We start from the raw sequence: 16320 nt of genomic DNA, 5'->3' as shown, positions 1-16320 counted from the left end.
AGTCACGCACATCCGCGTCGTCGTATCGAGTCGATCCACTCTCTGAGTCGCAAGGACGAGGTGATCCGCGACATCATTCTCTGATGCGCGGTGTCATGTGCCTTGCAATCCAGCCCGGCCCAGCGCCGGGCTTGTTGCAGTCTGTGAGGGGATGACAGCGATAGTGGTAAGAGGTTGTGCGGGCCTGGGATAGACTGGCACATCCCCTTGGATGGATATCGTCATGGAATGTCGTGCCAGCTGTGCAGCTTGTTGTATCGCCCCCAGTATCAGCAGTGCCATCCCGGGCATGCCACAGGGGAAACCCGCCGGGGTACCCTGCGTCCAACTCGATGAGCGGCTGGGTTGTCGCCTGTTCGGCTCACCCGAGCGCCCCAGCGTATGCAGCGGCTTTCGTCCCATGATGGATGTGTGTGGCACTCACCGGGGGGAGGCGCTCTGGCTGCTCGGGGAGTGGGAGCGGCAGACCTCCTGAGCCTACTGACGGCGCCAACCCGCAGCTGTCGCCTCTGATTGAATGAGGTCGACAGCCATAAAAAAGAGGCCGCAATTGCGGCCTCTTTTGACAGGTTTCACCCAAGGTCGGGTTAGATGCCCGCGAGCTGCAGGGCCTGACGATAGTACTCGTTGGCCTTGTTGGTGAGGCGGCGCTTGTCCATCAGCTGGCCCATTGCATGGTAGAGGGCGGCACTTGGCGCCTGTGCCAGCGCTATCTCCAGCAGTCGCTGGGCTTCATCCAATTGGCCTGCCAGCAGGCAAATCTGGGCGAGTGCTGCCTGAGCGCCCGGCTTGTCCTGCATCTTGCCAAGCAGGGTCAGCAGGGGTTGGTAGTCATCCAGACGCAAACGGGGCAACTCGGCCAGCAGCTGAGGCGAGGCATCCCGGCGCAGGGCATCGAGCCAGAGGTCGGCGGCTGCCTGGTCTCCCTGCAGGCTGCGCAACTGGCGGCCATAGCCTAGCAGCAACTCGGGGTCCTGACGCAACGTCTTGGGCATGGCCTGCCAGATGGCAGCCAGCGTGTCAGCTTCGTTGGCACCTTGCTGCAGGCGGCCAACCCAGGCTTGACGAGTCAGATCCTCTTCCTGTTTGGGTGTCAGCTTGCCGACCTTGTGCAGCACCGGGATCAGCTCCAGCAGGGCCGTCCAGTCCTGACGCGCGAGCTGCACCTGGCGCAGCTGATCCAGCACCATGGGATGGCGAGGATTGAGGGCTCGCAGGGACTCCAGGGTCGCGAGGGCGCTTTCGTATTGACCTTGCTCTATCTGCAACTGGGTCTGGGTCAAGGTCAGGGCCAGCTCGGCCTTGGGGTGCTCTTCCTGAGCCTGCAGCAGATATTGATCCCGGCGGCTGTCATCGCCACGGGCCTGAGCCGCCTTGGCGGCTGAGAGGTAGTTGAGCAGTGGGGTCTCGCTATTGCGAGCGCCCTTGACCATCAGCTTCTCGGCTTGGCTATATTGCCCCTCGGCAAAGGCCAGGGTGGCCGCCACCGTCTGTTGGTTGGCCTTGCGGCGACGGCGGGAGCCATACCAGCCAAGGGTCTTGCGGCGCAGGCCAAAGACCCGGGTCAGCACCCATTCGACGATGAGCAGCAGACCATAAAACAGAATGGCCAGGATCACCGCGCTGGTGACCGAGGACTCCAGGGTGTAATTCCCCAGAGAGATCATCACATAGCCCTTGTTGCCCGAGGCCTCGGGGCCGAAGGCCAGGCCCGCCACCATGACGGCGACCAGAATAATCAAACGGATCATGGGGCTCTCCTCAGTTACCGGTCGCGATGCGTTGCAGGCGTTCGGTCAGCACCTGTTCGAGCAGGGCCTGGGTACTGAACCTGTCCGGATAATCGAACTGGATCTGCTCGCCCTTGAGCTTGTCGAGCTCGCCCTGCAGATAGTGGGTTGCGCTGTTTTCGGTATCGAAATATTGCGCCAGCCAGCGGGAGGCCTTGTCGATGCTGTCTTCATACAGGGGTTGCTGCTCGCGGTACACAGCGAGTTGGGCCTGGAGCAGCTTGGTTTTGAGGTTCTCGCGCAGGTAGATCTCCTGCTGGGGCGAGATGAGTGCCTCGACAGCGCCATCCCGGCGACGGATGGTGATGAAGTTTTCGGTAAACTTGACCCAGTTCTTCTTCAGGTTGCTCTCCCATTCGTCCGGGTTGCTGCTGACCGCCTGATTGGCCTGCTCCTCGGCGGTGGGCATGGTGACGTTGGAGAGGGGCAGTTGATCTATCTGATCTTCGAGGGCGGCGAGCTTGAGGGTGAGCCCTTCACGATCGACGCGGGGCATGGCCTTGAGTTTGGCGATGTCTTCGGCCAGAGCCTTGCGAATGGGCATCAGGCTGGGATCGTTGAGGGCCTTGATGCGCTCGTCGGCATTGCCGAGCAAGGTGATGGCGGAAACGAGGTCGTGCTCCAGCCAGAGTTTGCGGCCCGCCATGCGTACCAGATATTCGGACTCGGCCAGCATCCAGTCATTGGGACGTTTGTCGTTGAGATCCAGCACCCGATTCTGCAAGCCTTTCAACTCCTCTTGCAGGGTCAGCTGTTGCTTGCCGAGCTCGCCCAGCTGGGTGCGCTCCTTGCTGCCGCTCTGGTCGAGTCGCCCCATGACATCCGCTAGCTGCTGCTTGAGCTGGCCCAGTTCGGCCTGTTGTGCCAGGGCGCCCTGATGGCCGTGATAGTAGAGGCCGCCAGTTAGCCCAAGGGCGATCAGTATGGCCACAGCCCCCATGACCACACCGGCACGGCCCTTGTGCTGCTTGGCCGGCGCCGGGCTGGCGTGAGTCGGCTCGGCGGCCGGACTCTGGCGCGGTGCGGCGCTCTCTTGCGAAGTGGCCTGGGTCTCTTGTTGTTCTGTCATCGCGTCTTCCTCTGTTCCAGGGCGGCCAGCAGGGCCTGATTGGCTGCCCCCTGGGCAATCGTGATATGGAGAAAACCCAACCCTTCGGCCATCTCGGCCACCCGGGGGCTGGGGACCACCAACTGGCAGCCGTGCAGCCAGGGGTGTGCATCTTCAGGTACCAGCGTCTGCAGACGCTGCAACAACTCCCCGCTGGTGATAAGCAGGCTGTCTATCCCGGCCGCTTGCCACTCACGGGCCAGTGCCGAGCCATCCAATGCAGGGTAGTGGCGCTCATAGGTGCAACAATAGTGCACCAGAGCCCCCCTCGAGGCCAGCGTTCGGGCGATGAGATCCCGGCCCCCGTTGCCGCGCAGGATCAAGACCCGCTTGCCCGCCACCTGTTGCAGTTCGGACAGGGCCAGCAGTCCCTCGCTGCGGGGATCCGCCGGGCTGGCGGCACGAATGCCCAGCTCGGCAAAGGCGGACGCACTGGCGTCGCCTACCGCAAAGTAGTCAATATTTGGCCAGGTCTGACCAGTTTGCAACAGAAAATGATCAGCAAAAATAACAGCATGTGTACTGACGGCGATGACGATATCGGCCTCGGCCAATTGATTGGCCAGCCGATCCAGCTCGTTGCCGGGACCCAGCGTGAGCAAGGTGCAGGGGTGGGGAGCGTGGCCGTGCTGGCGAAGCAGCGTCGCCAGCTCGGCCCCCTGTTCGGCGGGGCGTACCACCAGGGGGGTCATAGCTGCGCCCTCCGAGGGGGGGTGAAGGAGGTCAGTTGCCAGGGGCTCGGTCTGGCCATTCGCAAGATAGGGCCGACATGAGGGGCACGGACCTGCCGACGCTCTGCCTGACGGCCCTGGTCCATCATGCCTGATAGACCTCGGCGAGTATGGTATCGGCACCGGCAGCGAGCAGGCGCTCGGCCAGCTGCTGGCCCAGGGCCTCACCCTGGGCGAGGGGGCCGCGGATCTCGTCGCGCAGTACCTGGCTGCCATCGGGTTGGCCGACCAGACCGCGCAGCCAGATCTGATCTCCTTCGATCAGGGCGTAGGCACCGATTGGTACCTGGCAACCCCCCTGCAGGGCACGGTTCATGGCGCGCTCGGTCAATACCCGGATACGGGTCTCGGCATGCTCCAGCGGCGCCAGCAGGGCGTGCAGTTCCAGATCGTCGTTGCGACACTCGATGCCGACAGCACCCTGACCGTTGGCGGGCAGGCTCTGCTCCGGCGCGATGAAGGCGCGGATCCTGTCTGCCATCTCCAGGCGCAGCAGGCCGGCGGCAGCCAATATGATGGCGTCGTATTCACCAGCATCGAGCTTGGCTAGGCGGGTGTTGACGTTGCCGCGCAGGTCACGTACCACCAGATCCGGACGGGCAGCGCGCAACTGGCACTGGCGGCGCAGACTGGAGGTGCCGACCACGGCGCCCAGGGGCAGGTCGGCCACGCTGGCGAAACGACTGGAGACGAAGGCATCACGGGGATCTTCGCGTTCGCAGATGGTATGCAGGCCAAGTCCTTTGGGAAACTCAACCGGGACGTCTTTCATGGAGTGAACGGCGATATCTGCCCGCCCTTCCAACATGGCCGTTTCCAACTCTTTGACGAACAACCCTTTTCCGCCAACCTTTGCCAACGGAGTATCCAATATCTTGTCACCCTGAGTGCTCATGGGCACCAGCTCGACGGTGAGCTGCGGATGCAGGGCTTCGAGCCTGTCTTTGACAAAGTTGGCCTGCCACAGGGCCAGTGGGCTCTTGCGTGTGGCGATTCTCAGGGTACGGGCTGCCATATCAATCAGTTGTTTCATATTTAAAGGAAAATGATCTTACCACCCTTTACGGGGGCTTTCATGGCACGGGCCGCAAAAGCGGGATCCGGCTGAAAAATGAAGGGGAGGAAATGATTTTCATTATGGCTTTGCATAACGTCAACTATATGATTCTAAATGCCTTATTTGCTTTCCGGTGATACCGTTCATCTGGCTGTCATAAATAATCCCGCTATTCGCTGTGGGCTTGTTTACCACCGCAGTTTGCATTGTTAACATGATCACACTTTTTTGACGTCTCACCGTTTTGGTGCGTCAATTGCAACCCCCAAATAGGCAGGTCATTGCTGGTACAACTCGATGCACTCGTATCGCGTTATGACGAGATCAATCGTCTCAAGACGCAGCGGGCGCTAGGTCTCATGAGTCGCTATGGGCAACAGGTATTCCAACTGCTGCCCGTCATGCTGCACTTCAATCATCCCCTGCTGCCCGGTTATGTGGGTGGGGATGTGCCTCATGGGATCTGGAGTTTTCAAGCCGACGAGACCCAGCAGGCCTTCATCGAAGACCTGTGCCAGAACGCCAACTGCCAGGGGGGGCTCAGCACCCAGGACAGGGCCATTCAAGGCCTCTACTCCATGGGCAGCACCTCTTCTATCGGTCAGTGCTGTCATTCGGATCTTGATATCTGGGTCTGTCACGTGGCGGGCCTCTCTCCCGATCGTCTGGCTCTGCTTGATCTCAAGTGCCAGCAACTCTCCAAGTGGGCCGAGCAGCGCGGCGTGGATCTCAACTTCTTCCTGATCCCCGAAGACAAGTTTCGTCAGCACAACGATGCCCAGATGCAGGGTGAAAACTGCGGCAGTGCCCAGCACCTGTTGCTGCTCGACGAGTTCTATCGCAGCGCCATGCACATTGCGGGCAAGCGCCTGCTCTGGTACCTGGTGCCCCGCGCCTATGACGAGCAGTACGATGCCTATGTGACCGGCCTGTTTGCGAGCGGTCAGCTCAGTCAGGATGACTGGCTCGATCTGGGCAGCTTCAACCGCATTCCGGCCGAGGAGTACTTCGGCTCTGCCCTTTGGCAGCTTTACAAGGGTATCGACTCTCCCTACAAGGCGGTGCTCAAGTCGGTGTTGATGGAGGCCTACTCCCATGAGTACCCGAACACCCGGCTGCTCTCCTTCATCAGCCGCGACTGGTTCCAGCAGCATGAAGGCATGAGTTTCCGGATGGACAACTACTGCCTGATGCTGGACAAGGTGACCAACTACCTCAAATCCATCGGTGACATGCAGCGTCTGGATCTGGTGCGCCGCTGCTTCTATCTGAAGGTGTGTGACGGGCTCAGCCATCCCAACGAAGAGGGCTCGCCCCTGTGGCGGCGGGAGCAGATGGAGCAGCTGGTCGCTTACTGGGGCTGGAGCCCGGAGCGGCTCCATCATCTGGATCATCGCCAGGAGTGGAAGATAGAACAGGTCAAGGTAGCCCATGCCGAGCTGCTAGAGGCCCTGATGCATAGCTATCGCAACTTGATCCAGTTCGCCCGGCGCAACAACATCAGTGAATCCATCAACCCGGAAGATATCGGCATCTTGTCGCGCAAGCTCTATGCGGCCTTCGAGAGCCTGCCGGGCAAGGTGCAGCGCATTAACCTCAAGATAGCGCCGGATCTCAGCGAGCCTGATCTCAGCCTGGTACAGGTGCCCAACGGCCGCCTCAATCGCGCCGGTTGGTATCTCTACAAGCAGTCACTGGAGCCGTCTGACATCATTGGTCGGGCGCCGCTCGAACATAACAGCTATATCAGCAAGCTGGTGGCCTGGGCCTATTTCAATGATCTGCTCACGGCCCAGTCCAGGGTGCACCTGTTCAACCAGGGCTCGGATCTGCACATAGACAACCTGCACCAGTTCTGCCGCGATCTCTCCGGCACCTTCCCGGTCAAATATCCGCGTGCCACCAATGTGGCCCTGAGCCGACCTTGCGAGATCCATCAGCTCTCCATCTACCTCAATCTGGAGGTGGACCCGAGCAGTCATTGGGTCGGTCAGGTGATAGAGTTTGATGCCAACAGCGCCGATGTTTTCTCGTTCGGTCGCAATATGGAGTGTCTGGTCGGTTCGGTGGATCTGGTCTACCGCAACTCCTGGAGCGAGATCCGCACCCTGCATTTTCGCGGTGACGAAGCCGTGGTCGATGCCCTCACCACCATACTCGGCAAGATGCACCAGGATGCGGCGGCCCCGGAAACCATCGCCGTCTTCTGCTATAGCCAGCATTTCCGCTCCCTGGTGCGCTCCCGCTTCCAACAGCTGGTAGCCGAGTGCATCGAACTGCGTCTGGCCCGGGACAAGCAGCAGCTGGTCAAGACCCTCGTCCTTGGCAAGGAGAAATACGGCATCTTCTTCGAGCGCCGCGGGGTCTCTGTCAAGAAGCTGGAGAACGCCATCGACTTCTACCGGCACATCTCCCACAACAAGCTGGATCACCTGCCGCTGCGCCTCGACAAGACCCACAGCCAGCATCTGCCGGGCATAGTGGATACCTATGCCAGCGAGGGGCTGGTGCAGTTCTTCTTCGACACCCGCAATGCGGGCACCAACATTTACATACTGGACGAGGCGAACAGGGTCGAGATTTACCAGCATTTCGCGGGCAACAAAGATGAGCTGGTAGCCGGGGTGAACCGTTTCTATACCTCCAGTCATGAACGGTTCAGCGATGATGGCCAGTTCGTCAACTTCAACCTGCCCCAGTACTACGAGATAGTAGAGAAGGGGGAGACGCTGGACGTTATCCCTTACCGCAGCCAGGGGTTGGGGCGCGATCCTCAGGTGCAGGCCCGTGACGTGGGCTGAGCCAAGCCACCCCGGTGATGTGAAGAGGGCCTGCAATGCAGGCCCTCTTGCTTTTTACGGCGGGCGACCCTGACCCCATGTAACATGAGGCCAGGCCTGCGTCTCAGGGGGCGAAACGAGCCAACAGCCAGGCCCGGACATCCGCCAGCTGGGGGCGGCAGATCTCGTGGCGCATGGGATATTCGTGCCATTGGGGAGCCAGGCCAGCGGCTTCCAGGCGCTGTTTGGCGTCCCACCCCATGGAGAGGTGAACCACATCGTCATAGATGCCATGCATGTAGCAAATTGGCAGAGTGCGAGCGGCATCACTGAGCTCTGCCAGCAGGGCATCCGGCGCCGCCAGATAGGTGGACATGCAGAGCAGACCGGCCAAGGGCGTTGGATGACGCAGGGCGGTGAAGGAGGCAATGACGCCCCCTTGGGAAAAACCGGCGATGACGACATGCTCGGGGGCGAACCCCTCTTGTTCGAGCCGAGTCAACAGTGTGGTTATTTGCGTGCAGGCCGCGCGCACTTCCGTCTCGTCGGCCCTGTCTTCCGGCCGCTCGAAGCCCTTGATGTCGTACCAGCCGCGCATCTTGTGGCCCATGTTGATGGTAATGGGGCGCTCGGGGGCATCGGGGAGCAGATGGCGGATAGGCAGTTCGCTGGGCAGGGCCAGTGCCTCGACCAGAGGAGCCAGCCCCGCCCCCGAATCGCCCAGGCCATGTAGCCAGATCACCGCATGACGGGCCGCGTCGGGGTGGATATCTATCATGGGAAGGTCACGTCCTCGCCAGATTGTAGGGTACAGGCCCGGCTGAGCAGGGCCTTGAGCTCATGGCCGAAACGGTTGTCTATCCAGGTCTCCCCCTTCAGCTCGAAGTGGAAGCCATTCTCGCGGGTAGCGACCCAGATCTGGTGCAGGGGTTCTTGCTTGTTGAGGATGACCTTGGTCTTGTTCTCGAACGCCAGGTTCAGGACGCCGCCAGCCCGCTCGCAATCGATATCCGGGTAATTTGCATCTATGGTGTCTTCCACATACTGGAAAAAGGTGTCTACCAGGGCGTGATACTCGTGATCCTTCATCGGTTTATCCTGTTGCTTTTAACAATGTGAGTGCGATTATAGAGGGCCAAAATTTTTTTCGCAGCGAACCATTATGATCATTCAACTCGTCCGGTGCCTGTCTGCCGTTCTTCTGTCGTTCACCCTGGTTGCCTGTGGCCTGAAAGGCCCGCTCTATATGCCGTCGGCCGAACAGCCGGAGAGCCAGCAATCGACTCCGTCTGAGGCCGAGCCGGCCAAGGGCCAGCAGAGCACTCCCCAGACCCCGGCCGAGGCGACCCCAGAGGCTACGCCGCACTCGTCATAATTTGGAAGGAACCGCCCCTTGGATCACTTTAATTACAATGCCGCCGGTCAGCTTCAGGCCGAACAGATAGATCTGCAACAGCTGGCCGAGCAGCATGGCACCCCGCTCTATGTTTACTCCCGTGCGACGTTGGAGCGCCACTGGCACGCCTTCGATCAGGCGGCGGGGGACATACCTCACCTGGTCTGCTATGCGGTCAAAGCCAACTCCAACATAGCGCTCCTGAACTTGCTGGCTCGCCTCGGCTCCGGCTTCGACATCGTCTCCGGCGGCGAGCTGTCGCGGGTGTTGGCGGCGGGGGGCGATCCGGCCAAGGTTGTCTTCTCCGGCGTAGCCAAGAGCGAGGCCGAGATGCGCCTGGCCTTGGATAAAGAGATCCTCTGTTTCAATCTGGAGTCCGAAGCCGAGCTGGAGCGCCTCAACCGGGTTGCGGCCAGCATGGGCAAGGTGGCGCGGGTGTCGGTACGGGTCAACCCGGACATCGATGCCGGCACTCACCCCTATATCTCGACCGGCCTCAAGCAGAATAAATTCGGTATCCCCATCGAGCAGGCCCCTGCCATCTATCGCAAGGCGGCGGCCATGGGCAACATCGAGATCAAGGGGGTGGATTGTCACATCGGCTCCCAGCTGACCGAGCTCAATCCCTTCATGGAGGCGGCGGACAAGCTGCTGCGGCTGATCGATGAGCTGGCACTGGAGGGGATCCACATCCATCACCTCGATGTAGGTGGTGGCCTGGGGGTCAACTATGGCGCCGAGCAGCCGCCACATCCGACCGAGTATGCCGAGGCCCTCAAAGCCAAGCTGGCAGGCCGCAAGCTGACGCTGTTGTTCGAACCGGGCCGTGCCATCGTCGCCAATGCCGGTGTGCTCTTGACCCGGGTTGAGTACCTCAAGCCCGGCGAGACCCGCAACTTCGCGCTGATCGATGCCGGCATGAACGATCTGCTGCGCCCCTCTTTGTATGGCGCCTGGATGAACATCATCGAGGTCGACAGCAAGGCCCAGCATGAGCCTGCCCTGTACGACGTGGTGGGGCCGGTGTGCGAGACGGGAGACTTCCTCGGCAAGGAGCGCACCCTGGCGATCGCCGAAGGCTCTCTGCTGGCGGTGCGTTCGGCCGGTGCCTATGGCTTTACCATGTCGTCGAACTACAATACCCGCCCCCGGGCCGCAGAAGTGCTGGTCGACGGCGACAAGGCGTTCCTCATCCGGGAGCGTGAGCCGCTGGAATCACTCTGGCAGGGCGAGCATCTGCTGCCTTGAGTCAAATAGAGGAACGCAAGAGGGTGACGGGAGCTCTCTGCTCTGGCCATCAAGGTTCCTCTGATTTATTTGAGCGGGTGATTAACGGTACAGGAACGCAGGATGTTGATAGATTTCTGCAAGATGCATGGAGACCCGGACAACGACTTCATGGTGGTGGACGACCTTTGTTGCGGCCTGAACAGCGCAGGGAAAAAAGATGTTAATTGAATTTTCCAAGATGCACGGCTTGGGTAACGACTTCATGGTGGTCGATGGTGTCACCCAGAAGCTGTTCTTCAGCAGTGACGTCATCAAGAAGCTGGCGGATCGCCACTTCGGGATAGGGTTTGATCAGTTGCTGCTGGTCGAGCCCCCCTATGATCCCGAGCTCGATTTTCACTACCGCATCTTCAATGCCGATGGCAGCGAGGTCGAGCAGTGCGGCAACGGTGCCCGCTGTTTCGCTCGCTTCGTGCGGCTCAAGGGCCTGATCAACCGGGATCGCATCTCGGTCAGCACCGCCCGTGGCCGGATCATCTTGCAGCTGGAGGGGGAGAATCAGGTCACGGTCAACATGGGTGTCCCCCAGTTCGAACCGGGCAAGATCCCGTTTCGCGCCCAGAAAGCCGAGCAGACTTATCTGTTGCGGGCACAGGACCATACCGTCATGTGTGGCGCCGTCTCCATGGGCAACCCTCATTGCATCATAGAGGTGCCCTCGGTGGATGCCGCGCCCGTCGAGACCCTGGGCCCCATAGTGGAGCGCCATGAGCGTTTCCCTGAGCGGGTCAACGTCGGCTTCATGGAGCTGGTCGATGCCACTCAGATCCGGCTGCGGGTCTTTGAGCGCGGGGTAGGCGAGACCCTGGCCTGCGGTACCGGCGCCTGCGCCGCCGCCGTGATTGGCATGAGCCAGGGCAAGCTCAAGGAGCGGGTGACCGTCTCCCTGCCCGGTGGCAAGCTGACCATCGCCTGGAAGGGCCCGGGCCAACCCGTCTACATGACGGGCCCTGCCGAGCACGTGTTCGATGGTCAGATAGAGTTGTGAGACGTTGGCGGCTTAGGCCGCCTTTTCTCTATTCGGGGTCTGGATCGTCAAATCATGCGGCTCATCAAGGGCCGATGACCGAGGGCGCGTCATCAACGCACCTATATGCAAACGCGACTGTATTTGACGTCCCGATAGCGCTCTAATAGAGAATCAGACCACCAGTGTTCCCTGTGCTGGCGCCATCCGGTGGTACCAGGACGCTTGTCACACAGGGTCATCAAGACGGAATTGACCAACATGAGTGAAGTTAAACGGCAGGAGCATGAGGCCGATGAGGCTATGGTGCTGGCGTACCTGAGCCGTTACCCCGAATTTTTCCAGCAGCATGCGAGCATGCTGGATCGCGTGCGCATCCCCCATGAGCGCAAAGGCACAATCTCCCTGGTGGAGCGTCAGCTCGATCGTCAGCGTGAACGGATCGAGCGGCTGGAGCTCGAGATCACCGAGCTGATGAGTCTGGCCAGCGCAAATGAACGGATTTTTCGCATCTATGCGGATCTCTACGGCGATATCTATGGCTGCCAGACCCTGAGCAAGCTGGTGAGCGCCCTGCAAAACGCCTTCGTCGAGAAGTTGCGCCTCTCCGGCGTGCGGCTCTGGCTCAATCCCAAGCAGTATCAACCGGGGGAGGGGCAGCGTTTCCTTGTCCTGAGCAAGGGGATCGAGCAGATAATGGGTCAGCGCCTGCCAGGTCAGGGGTTCTACTTTGGACGTCTCAACCAGAGCGAGCAGCAGCAACTCTTTGGTAGCGGCACCCTGGTCGGCTCCGTGGCCTTGATGCGGCTGGGAGAGCTGGGTCTGCTGGCCTTCGCCAGTTCGGATCCCGGCCATTTCTCCCCGCACAACGATCCCTTGCTGCTGGGCCAGCTTGGTCGCCTGTTGCAGCTGCGTCTGCCGGAACTCATCCGTGACAGCCAGCGCTGAGGGACTCGCCAGCCTGCCCCCTGCGCTGGCGCAGGATCTGGATGATTTCCTCGAATACTTGCGGGTGGAGCGCCAACTGAGCCGTCATACCCGCAGCAACTACCTGTCTCACCTCATCGCGATGACCAGCCAGCTGGTGGATCTTGGTCTGAGCCATTGGCCCGCGCTTGAAGCGAGCCAGGTGCGCAGCCTGATGAGCCGGATGCACAAGGGGGGGCTGGCACCGCGCTCTTTGGCCACCAAGCTCTCCGCCCTGCGCAGTTTTTGTGACTGGCAGGTGCGACAGGGGCGGCTGATTGCCAATCCGGCGCGGGGGATCAGCACACCCAAGCAGGGGCGCCCTCTGCCCAAGAACCTGGATGTGGATGAGATGTATCAGCTGCTCAATATCACCGATGAGCAGGATCCGCTGGCGGTGCGGGATCGCGCCATCATGGAGCTGATGTACTCCTCCGGGCTGCGTCTTGCGGAGTTGGTGGGGCTGGACTTGATCGATTTGCGGCTGGACGATCGCCAATTGAGAGTGGTGGGCAAGGGGTCTCGGGAGCGCGTGCTGCCCATAGGGCGCATGGCGCTGGAGTGGCTGCACAAGTGGTTGGCCATGCGGCCTCTGCTGGTCGCGGGGGAGGAGCCTGCGTTGTTCGTCTCCAGACAGCGGCGGCGCATCTCGGCGCGTTCGGTGCAGATGCGCCTCGATGGCTGGGGCAGCAAGCAGGCCCTCGACTCCCACGTCCACCCTCACAAGCTCAGGCACAGTTTCGCGACTCACATGCTGGAGTCCTCCGGCGATCTGCGGGTGGTGCAGGAGCTGCTTGGTCACGCCAATCTGTCGACCACCCAGATCTATACCCACCTCGACTTCCAGCATCTGGCCAAGGTCTATGATGGCGCTCATCCCAGGGCCAAGCGTCGCGGCGCCGGGGATGAGGAGCAGGAGTAAGCGGGGAGCCGTCATGGTAAAAATGGCGCCTTGTGGGCATGCAGAACAACAGGAGTGACAATGCTTTTCTTTCGCCGCTGGCAGCCGGTCAAGGCTGTCTCGTTCGATCTCGATGACACCCTCTATGACAATGGCCCCCATATAGCGCGGGCCGATGCCTGGATGCTGGCGCGCCTTCGCAGCGACTATCTGGCGGGAGCCATGATGGACGCCGACCGCTGGCAGGCCTGCAAGCGCCAGGTGTTGCAGGACGACCCCGGCCTTCAGCACGATGTCAGCCTGACGCGCAAGCGCAGCCTGCAACTGGCCTTGCGCCAGGGGGGAATGGATGCGGGGTCGGCCGAAGGGGTCGCGACCGAGCTGTTCCAGGGCTTCCTGGCCGAGCGTTCAGCCATCACTGTACCTGCCGCCAGCCACGACTTGCTGGCGGCCTTGGCCCGTCGCTACCCTCTGGTGGCTATTACCAATGGCAATCTGGATCTGGTGCAGGCCGGTTTGGATGGCTACTTTCAGGGGGTCTACAAGGCGGGAGAGGGCCAGCGGATGAAACCGGCGCCGGATATGTTCGTGCAGGCGGCAACTGAGCTGGGACTGGCGCCCGCCGAGATACTGCACGTGGGCGATCATGAGCGCAGCGATGTGCTGGGGGCCCGCCTGCATGGCTATCGCGTCGCCTGGTTCAACCAGGGGCAGGGCGATTGGCGCCGCCTCTCCCAGCTACCCGATCTGATGCTCAGCCACCTCGATGAGCTGGGCCCTCTGCTGCTCGGTCATGACTGAGCCCGCATCATGAAGATGGCCGCGGCTAATAAGAGTGCGTATCGGCGGTGTAGCCCTTATGCTGCCGAGCCTGGAGAACAAGGGAGTGGATGGCGGTGGTGAGTCGTTACTGTTTATTGGCAAGCCTGCTGTGGTTGGGAGGTTGCGATCTGCTGACCGACAGTTACAGGGTCGAGTTCAGCGATGGCTCCTGGCGAGAAATTTCCATCACCCCTTTCTCCGATGAAGCCCATTGGCGTGAGGGGTGCGCCACGGGTGAGATTTTCACCGACCTGGTGCTGCCTCTCAAGCGTGGCAACAAGATGGAAGGCAAACAGCCGCTGCTCATCGGTGGTGAAAAGTTCGAACTCGATGGCGACAGCCTTTATCGCAGCAATGGCATGGTATTTGGTCACTCGCCGGATCACATACAGCGAGGTTTGAAGGGGATGGATGCCTGCCGAAACTTGCGGCCAGTACGCGGCGGCCTGCCCAAGCTCAAGGCCAGGGGATTTGGCGATTGAAGCTTGCCATGGGCGATAACAACAGAGGGGCCATGGGCCCCTCTGTTGTTTTGTGCATCCCTGGGGGCTAGCCGTGGGCGGCGTGCTGGCGGCAGGCCTCGCCGAAGGCGGTGAAGATCTTGACCGAGTGGGGATTGTCTTTCGCACGCCACTCGGGATGCCACTGCACTGCCAGGGTGAACTGAGGCAGCTCGGGGGCGTGGATCGCCTCGACCAGGCCATCTTCGGCGTAGGCCAGCGGCGCCAATCCTTTGCCAAGCCGCTTGATGGCCTGCCCATGCAGGGAGTTGACCGGTATTTTCTTGGCGCCCATCAGTTCGGCGAACCAGCTGTCTTCAACCAGCTCGACCATGTGGCTCTCCCCATACTGCACTTCGGGCGGGGTCTGGGGATCTTCGCGATGATCCTCGAAGCCGGGCTCGCAGTAGACCTTCTGGTGGATGTCACCGCCGAGGGCGACGTTGATCTCCTGCATGCCGCGACAGATGCCGAGGATGGGTAGTCCCTTGTCGATGGCCGCCCGCACCAGCGCGATGTCGAACAGATCCCGCTCCCTGTCCTGCGCCTTGTCCGGTGTCAGGTTCGGCTGGCCGTAGAGGGCCGGATCTATGTTGGAACCGGCGCCGCTCAGGTAGACGCCATCGACCAGGTCCAGATAGCTGTCGAGATCCTCGGTACCGCAGCAGGTGGGCACCAGCAGCGGGGTGCAGCCCCCTATCTCGACCAGGGGTTTGATGTATTTGTGGGTCATCACCTGATAGTCATGACCATTGCGTTCCTGGCTGCCCATCGTCATCAGGACCAGGGGTTTTCGGGTTGATGCAGATCGTGTTTGTGCGGACATAAATCACCTTGGCATTCCTTTGCTGTCCCGCGGGGACCTCTCGCGCCTTGGGCTCGCCCTGACCAAGATCAGGGCCTGCCTCAAGGCAAGTCTAGGAGATCCGTGGCGTCATATCGGGCTGTGCCAAAGGGCGAGAGGACAGACATGACGGCCTGGATCCCGATTTCAGTCTGCCAAGGCCGTTAAATATGTCAAACGAAATGAGCGATTCTTGTTACAAAACGGTGTGCTGTAGAGGCGGCGGTAGGCCGATTAATTGCCAACTGGTTGTTGGCCATGAGAAAGAGGGACATTTGGCTGGTGGATATATTAAACGGTAAGCAGGCGATGCCTGCCTCCCATTTTTCTGCGATCTCGGCTGGCTCAGGCCAGCACAAACTCTTCGATGACCCTGGCAACCCCGTCTTCATCATTGCGACTGGTGATGTGCTGGGCCAATGCCTTGAGTGCCTCAGTCGCATTGCCCATGGCGACCCCGAGACCTGCGTACTCGACCATGTGACTGTCGTTACCGGCATCACCCACGGCGATCACCTGGCTGGCGTTGATGCCAAGGTGTTCTGCCAAGGCGGCGACACCACTGCCTTTGTGGCTCTGCCTGTTCATGATCTCGAGGAAGTAGGGGGCGCTCTGCACCACGGTATAGTTCTGATGGAGGCTATCAGGCAGAGCCGCTATGGCCCGGCTGAGCAAGCTGGGCTCATCTATCATCATGACCTTGAGGATGGCCTCGTCGGCGGGCAGGGCAGCGAAATCGACCAGCTTGATGGGCATGCCGGTCAGGCGGGACTCGTGCTCTGTGTAGTGGCTGAGACGGGGAGTGATCAGACCCTGAGATACCGAGAAGCCATGGACATTGACCCCCTGCTGGTCGGCGAGGCGGGCTATCAGGCTGGCATCGGCCCCGGTCAGTAGCTGGCTGCGAATGACACTGCCACATGCCACCCGTTGCACCATGGCGCCGTTGTAGCTGATCACATAGTCATCCGGGCCCGTCATGCCCAGCTCATCCAGATAACGGGTCATGCCCTCCAGCGGACGGCCCGAGGTCAGCACCACTGTCACGCCGCGGGCGCGGGCCGCTTGGATGGCGGCGTGGGTGCGAGGGGATATCTCGCCTTGCGGGGTCAGCAGCGTGCCATCCATATCTAATGCGATCAGTTTGTACATCGACTTCTACCTGCTC

The 16320-nt window shown here is 60.9% G+C and carries 17 protein-coding genes; 9 read left to right on the top strand and 8 right to left on the bottom strand.

What is annotated here, in order from left to right:
- Positions 1-223 precede the first annotated feature (223 nt).
- A complete protein-coding gene (locus ACSMDR_RS10545; RefSeq protein WP_436468155.1) occupies positions 224-475 on the top strand; it encodes a YkgJ family cysteine cluster protein in 252 nt (83 codons plus the stop codon).
- Positions 476-587: 112 nt separating this feature from the next.
- On the opposite strand, the gene ACSMDR_RS10540 is transcribed toward ACSMDR_RS10545, so the two are convergent.
- The 4 genes from ACSMDR_RS10540 to hemC all read right to left on the bottom strand — a co-directional run bounded on the left by ACSMDR_RS10540 (position 588) and on the right by hemC (position 4644).
- A complete protein-coding gene (locus tag ACSMDR_RS10540) occupies positions 588-1751 on the bottom strand; it encodes a heme biosynthesis HemY N-terminal domain-containing protein (protein WP_436468154.1) in 1164 nt (387 codons plus the stop codon).
- Between the two features lie 10 nt (positions 1752-1761).
- Positions 1762-2859, bottom strand: coding sequence for a uroporphyrinogen-III C-methyltransferase (locus ACSMDR_RS10535; protein ID WP_436468153.1), 1098 nt, complete (start codon positions 2857-2859; stop codon positions 1762-1764).
- Positions 2856-3590 (bottom strand): uroporphyrinogen-III synthase, encoded by a 735-nt coding sequence (locus ACSMDR_RS10530; RefSeq protein ID WP_436468152.1) that lies wholly within the window; start codon positions 3588-3590, stop codon positions 2856-2858. The genes ACSMDR_RS10535 and ACSMDR_RS10530 overlap by 4 nt, the downstream gene beginning before the upstream one ends.
- Positions 3591-3714: 124 nt before the next feature.
- Positions 3715-4644, bottom strand: a complete 930-nt coding sequence (hemC, locus tag ACSMDR_RS10525) for a hydroxymethylbilane synthase (protein ID WP_436468151.1) — start codon at positions 4642-4644, stop codon at positions 3715-3717.
- Positions 4645-4967: 323 nt separating this feature from the next.
- On the opposite strand from hemC, the gene ACSMDR_RS10520 reads away from it, so the two are divergent.
- A complete protein-coding gene (locus ACSMDR_RS10520) occupies positions 4968-7487 on the top strand; it encodes a class I adenylate cyclase (RefSeq protein ID WP_436468150.1) in 2520 nt (839 codons plus the stop codon).
- 103 nt (positions 7488-7590) lie between these two features.
- Here the strand turns inward: ACSMDR_RS10520 and ACSMDR_RS10515 are convergent, their stop codons facing one another.
- Positions 7591-8244, bottom strand: a complete 654-nt coding sequence (locus tag ACSMDR_RS10515) for an alpha/beta hydrolase (RefSeq protein WP_436468149.1) — start codon at positions 8242-8244, stop codon at positions 7591-7593.
- On the bottom strand, positions 8241-8555 hold the full coding sequence (gene cyaY / locus ACSMDR_RS10510; protein ID WP_005892706.1) for an iron donor protein CyaY: 315 nt from the start codon (positions 8553-8555) through the stop codon (positions 8241-8243). The genes ACSMDR_RS10515 and cyaY overlap by 4 nt, the downstream gene beginning before the upstream one ends.
- 73 nt (positions 8556-8628) lie before the next feature.
- Between cyaY and lptM the strand changes: the two genes are divergently transcribed.
- From lptM to ACSMDR_RS10475, 7 genes are all read left to right on the top strand, one after another.
- Positions 8629-8841 (top strand): LPS translocon maturation chaperone LptM, encoded by a 213-nt coding sequence (gene lptM, locus ACSMDR_RS10505; RefSeq protein ID WP_436468148.1) that lies wholly within the window; start codon positions 8629-8631, stop codon positions 8839-8841.
- A gap of 18 nt (positions 8842-8859) precedes the next feature.
- Positions 8860-10110, top strand: a complete 1251-nt coding sequence (gene lysA / locus ACSMDR_RS10500; RefSeq protein ID WP_005892703.1) for a diaminopimelate decarboxylase — start codon at positions 8860-8862, stop codon at positions 10108-10110.
- Positions 10111-10309: 199 nt separating this feature from the next.
- Positions 10310-11140: a diaminopimelate epimerase gene (gene dapF, locus ACSMDR_RS10495; protein WP_436468147.1), complete on the top strand. Its 831-nt coding sequence runs from the start codon at positions 10310-10312 to the stop codon at positions 11138-11140.
- A 240-nt stretch (positions 11141-11380) separates the two neighbouring features.
- The gene (locus ACSMDR_RS10490; protein WP_436468146.1) at positions 11381-12067 is read left to right on the top strand and encodes a DUF484 family protein; all 687 of its coding nucleotides are present in this window, start codon (positions 11381-11383) and stop codon (positions 12065-12067) included.
- On the top strand, positions 12051-13007 hold the full coding sequence (xerC, locus tag ACSMDR_RS10485) for a tyrosine recombinase XerC (RefSeq protein ID WP_436468145.1): 957 nt from the start codon (positions 12051-12053) through the stop codon (positions 13005-13007). Before ACSMDR_RS10490 ends, xerC begins: the two co-directional genes overlap by 17 nt.
- Positions 13008-13067: 60 nt before the next feature.
- Positions 13068-13787 (top strand): HAD-IA family hydrolase, encoded by a 720-nt coding sequence (locus ACSMDR_RS10480; protein WP_436468144.1) that lies wholly within the window; start codon positions 13068-13070, stop codon positions 13785-13787.
- An 89-nt stretch (positions 13788-13876) separates the two neighbouring features.
- Positions 13877-14290, top strand: coding sequence for a hypothetical protein (locus ACSMDR_RS10475; protein WP_005892695.1), 414 nt, complete (start codon positions 13877-13879; stop codon positions 14288-14290).
- Positions 14291-14357: 67 nt separating this feature from the next.
- Here ACSMDR_RS10475 and ACSMDR_RS10470 read toward each other — a convergent pair whose 3' ends face one another.
- Positions 14358-15134, bottom strand: a complete 777-nt coding sequence (locus tag ACSMDR_RS10470) for a gamma-glutamyl-gamma-aminobutyrate hydrolase family protein (RefSeq protein ID WP_040318844.1) — start codon at positions 15132-15134, stop codon at positions 14358-14360.
- A gap of 363 nt (positions 15135-15497) precedes the next feature.
- On the bottom strand, positions 15498-16304 hold the full coding sequence (yidA, locus tag ACSMDR_RS10465) for a sugar-phosphatase (RefSeq protein WP_436468143.1): 807 nt from the start codon (positions 16302-16304) through the stop codon (positions 15498-15500).
- Between the last annotated feature and the right edge of the window lie 16 nt (positions 16305-16320).

The organism is Aeromonas molluscorum (genome assembly GCF_051376105.1).
In the GTDB taxonomy this organism is placed as follows: domain Bacteria; phylum Pseudomonadota; class Gammaproteobacteria; order Enterobacterales; family Aeromonadaceae; genus Aeromonas; species Aeromonas molluscorum.
Note: the sequence above shows the minus strand (reverse complement) of the source record. Positions and strands in the feature narration are given on the sequence as shown.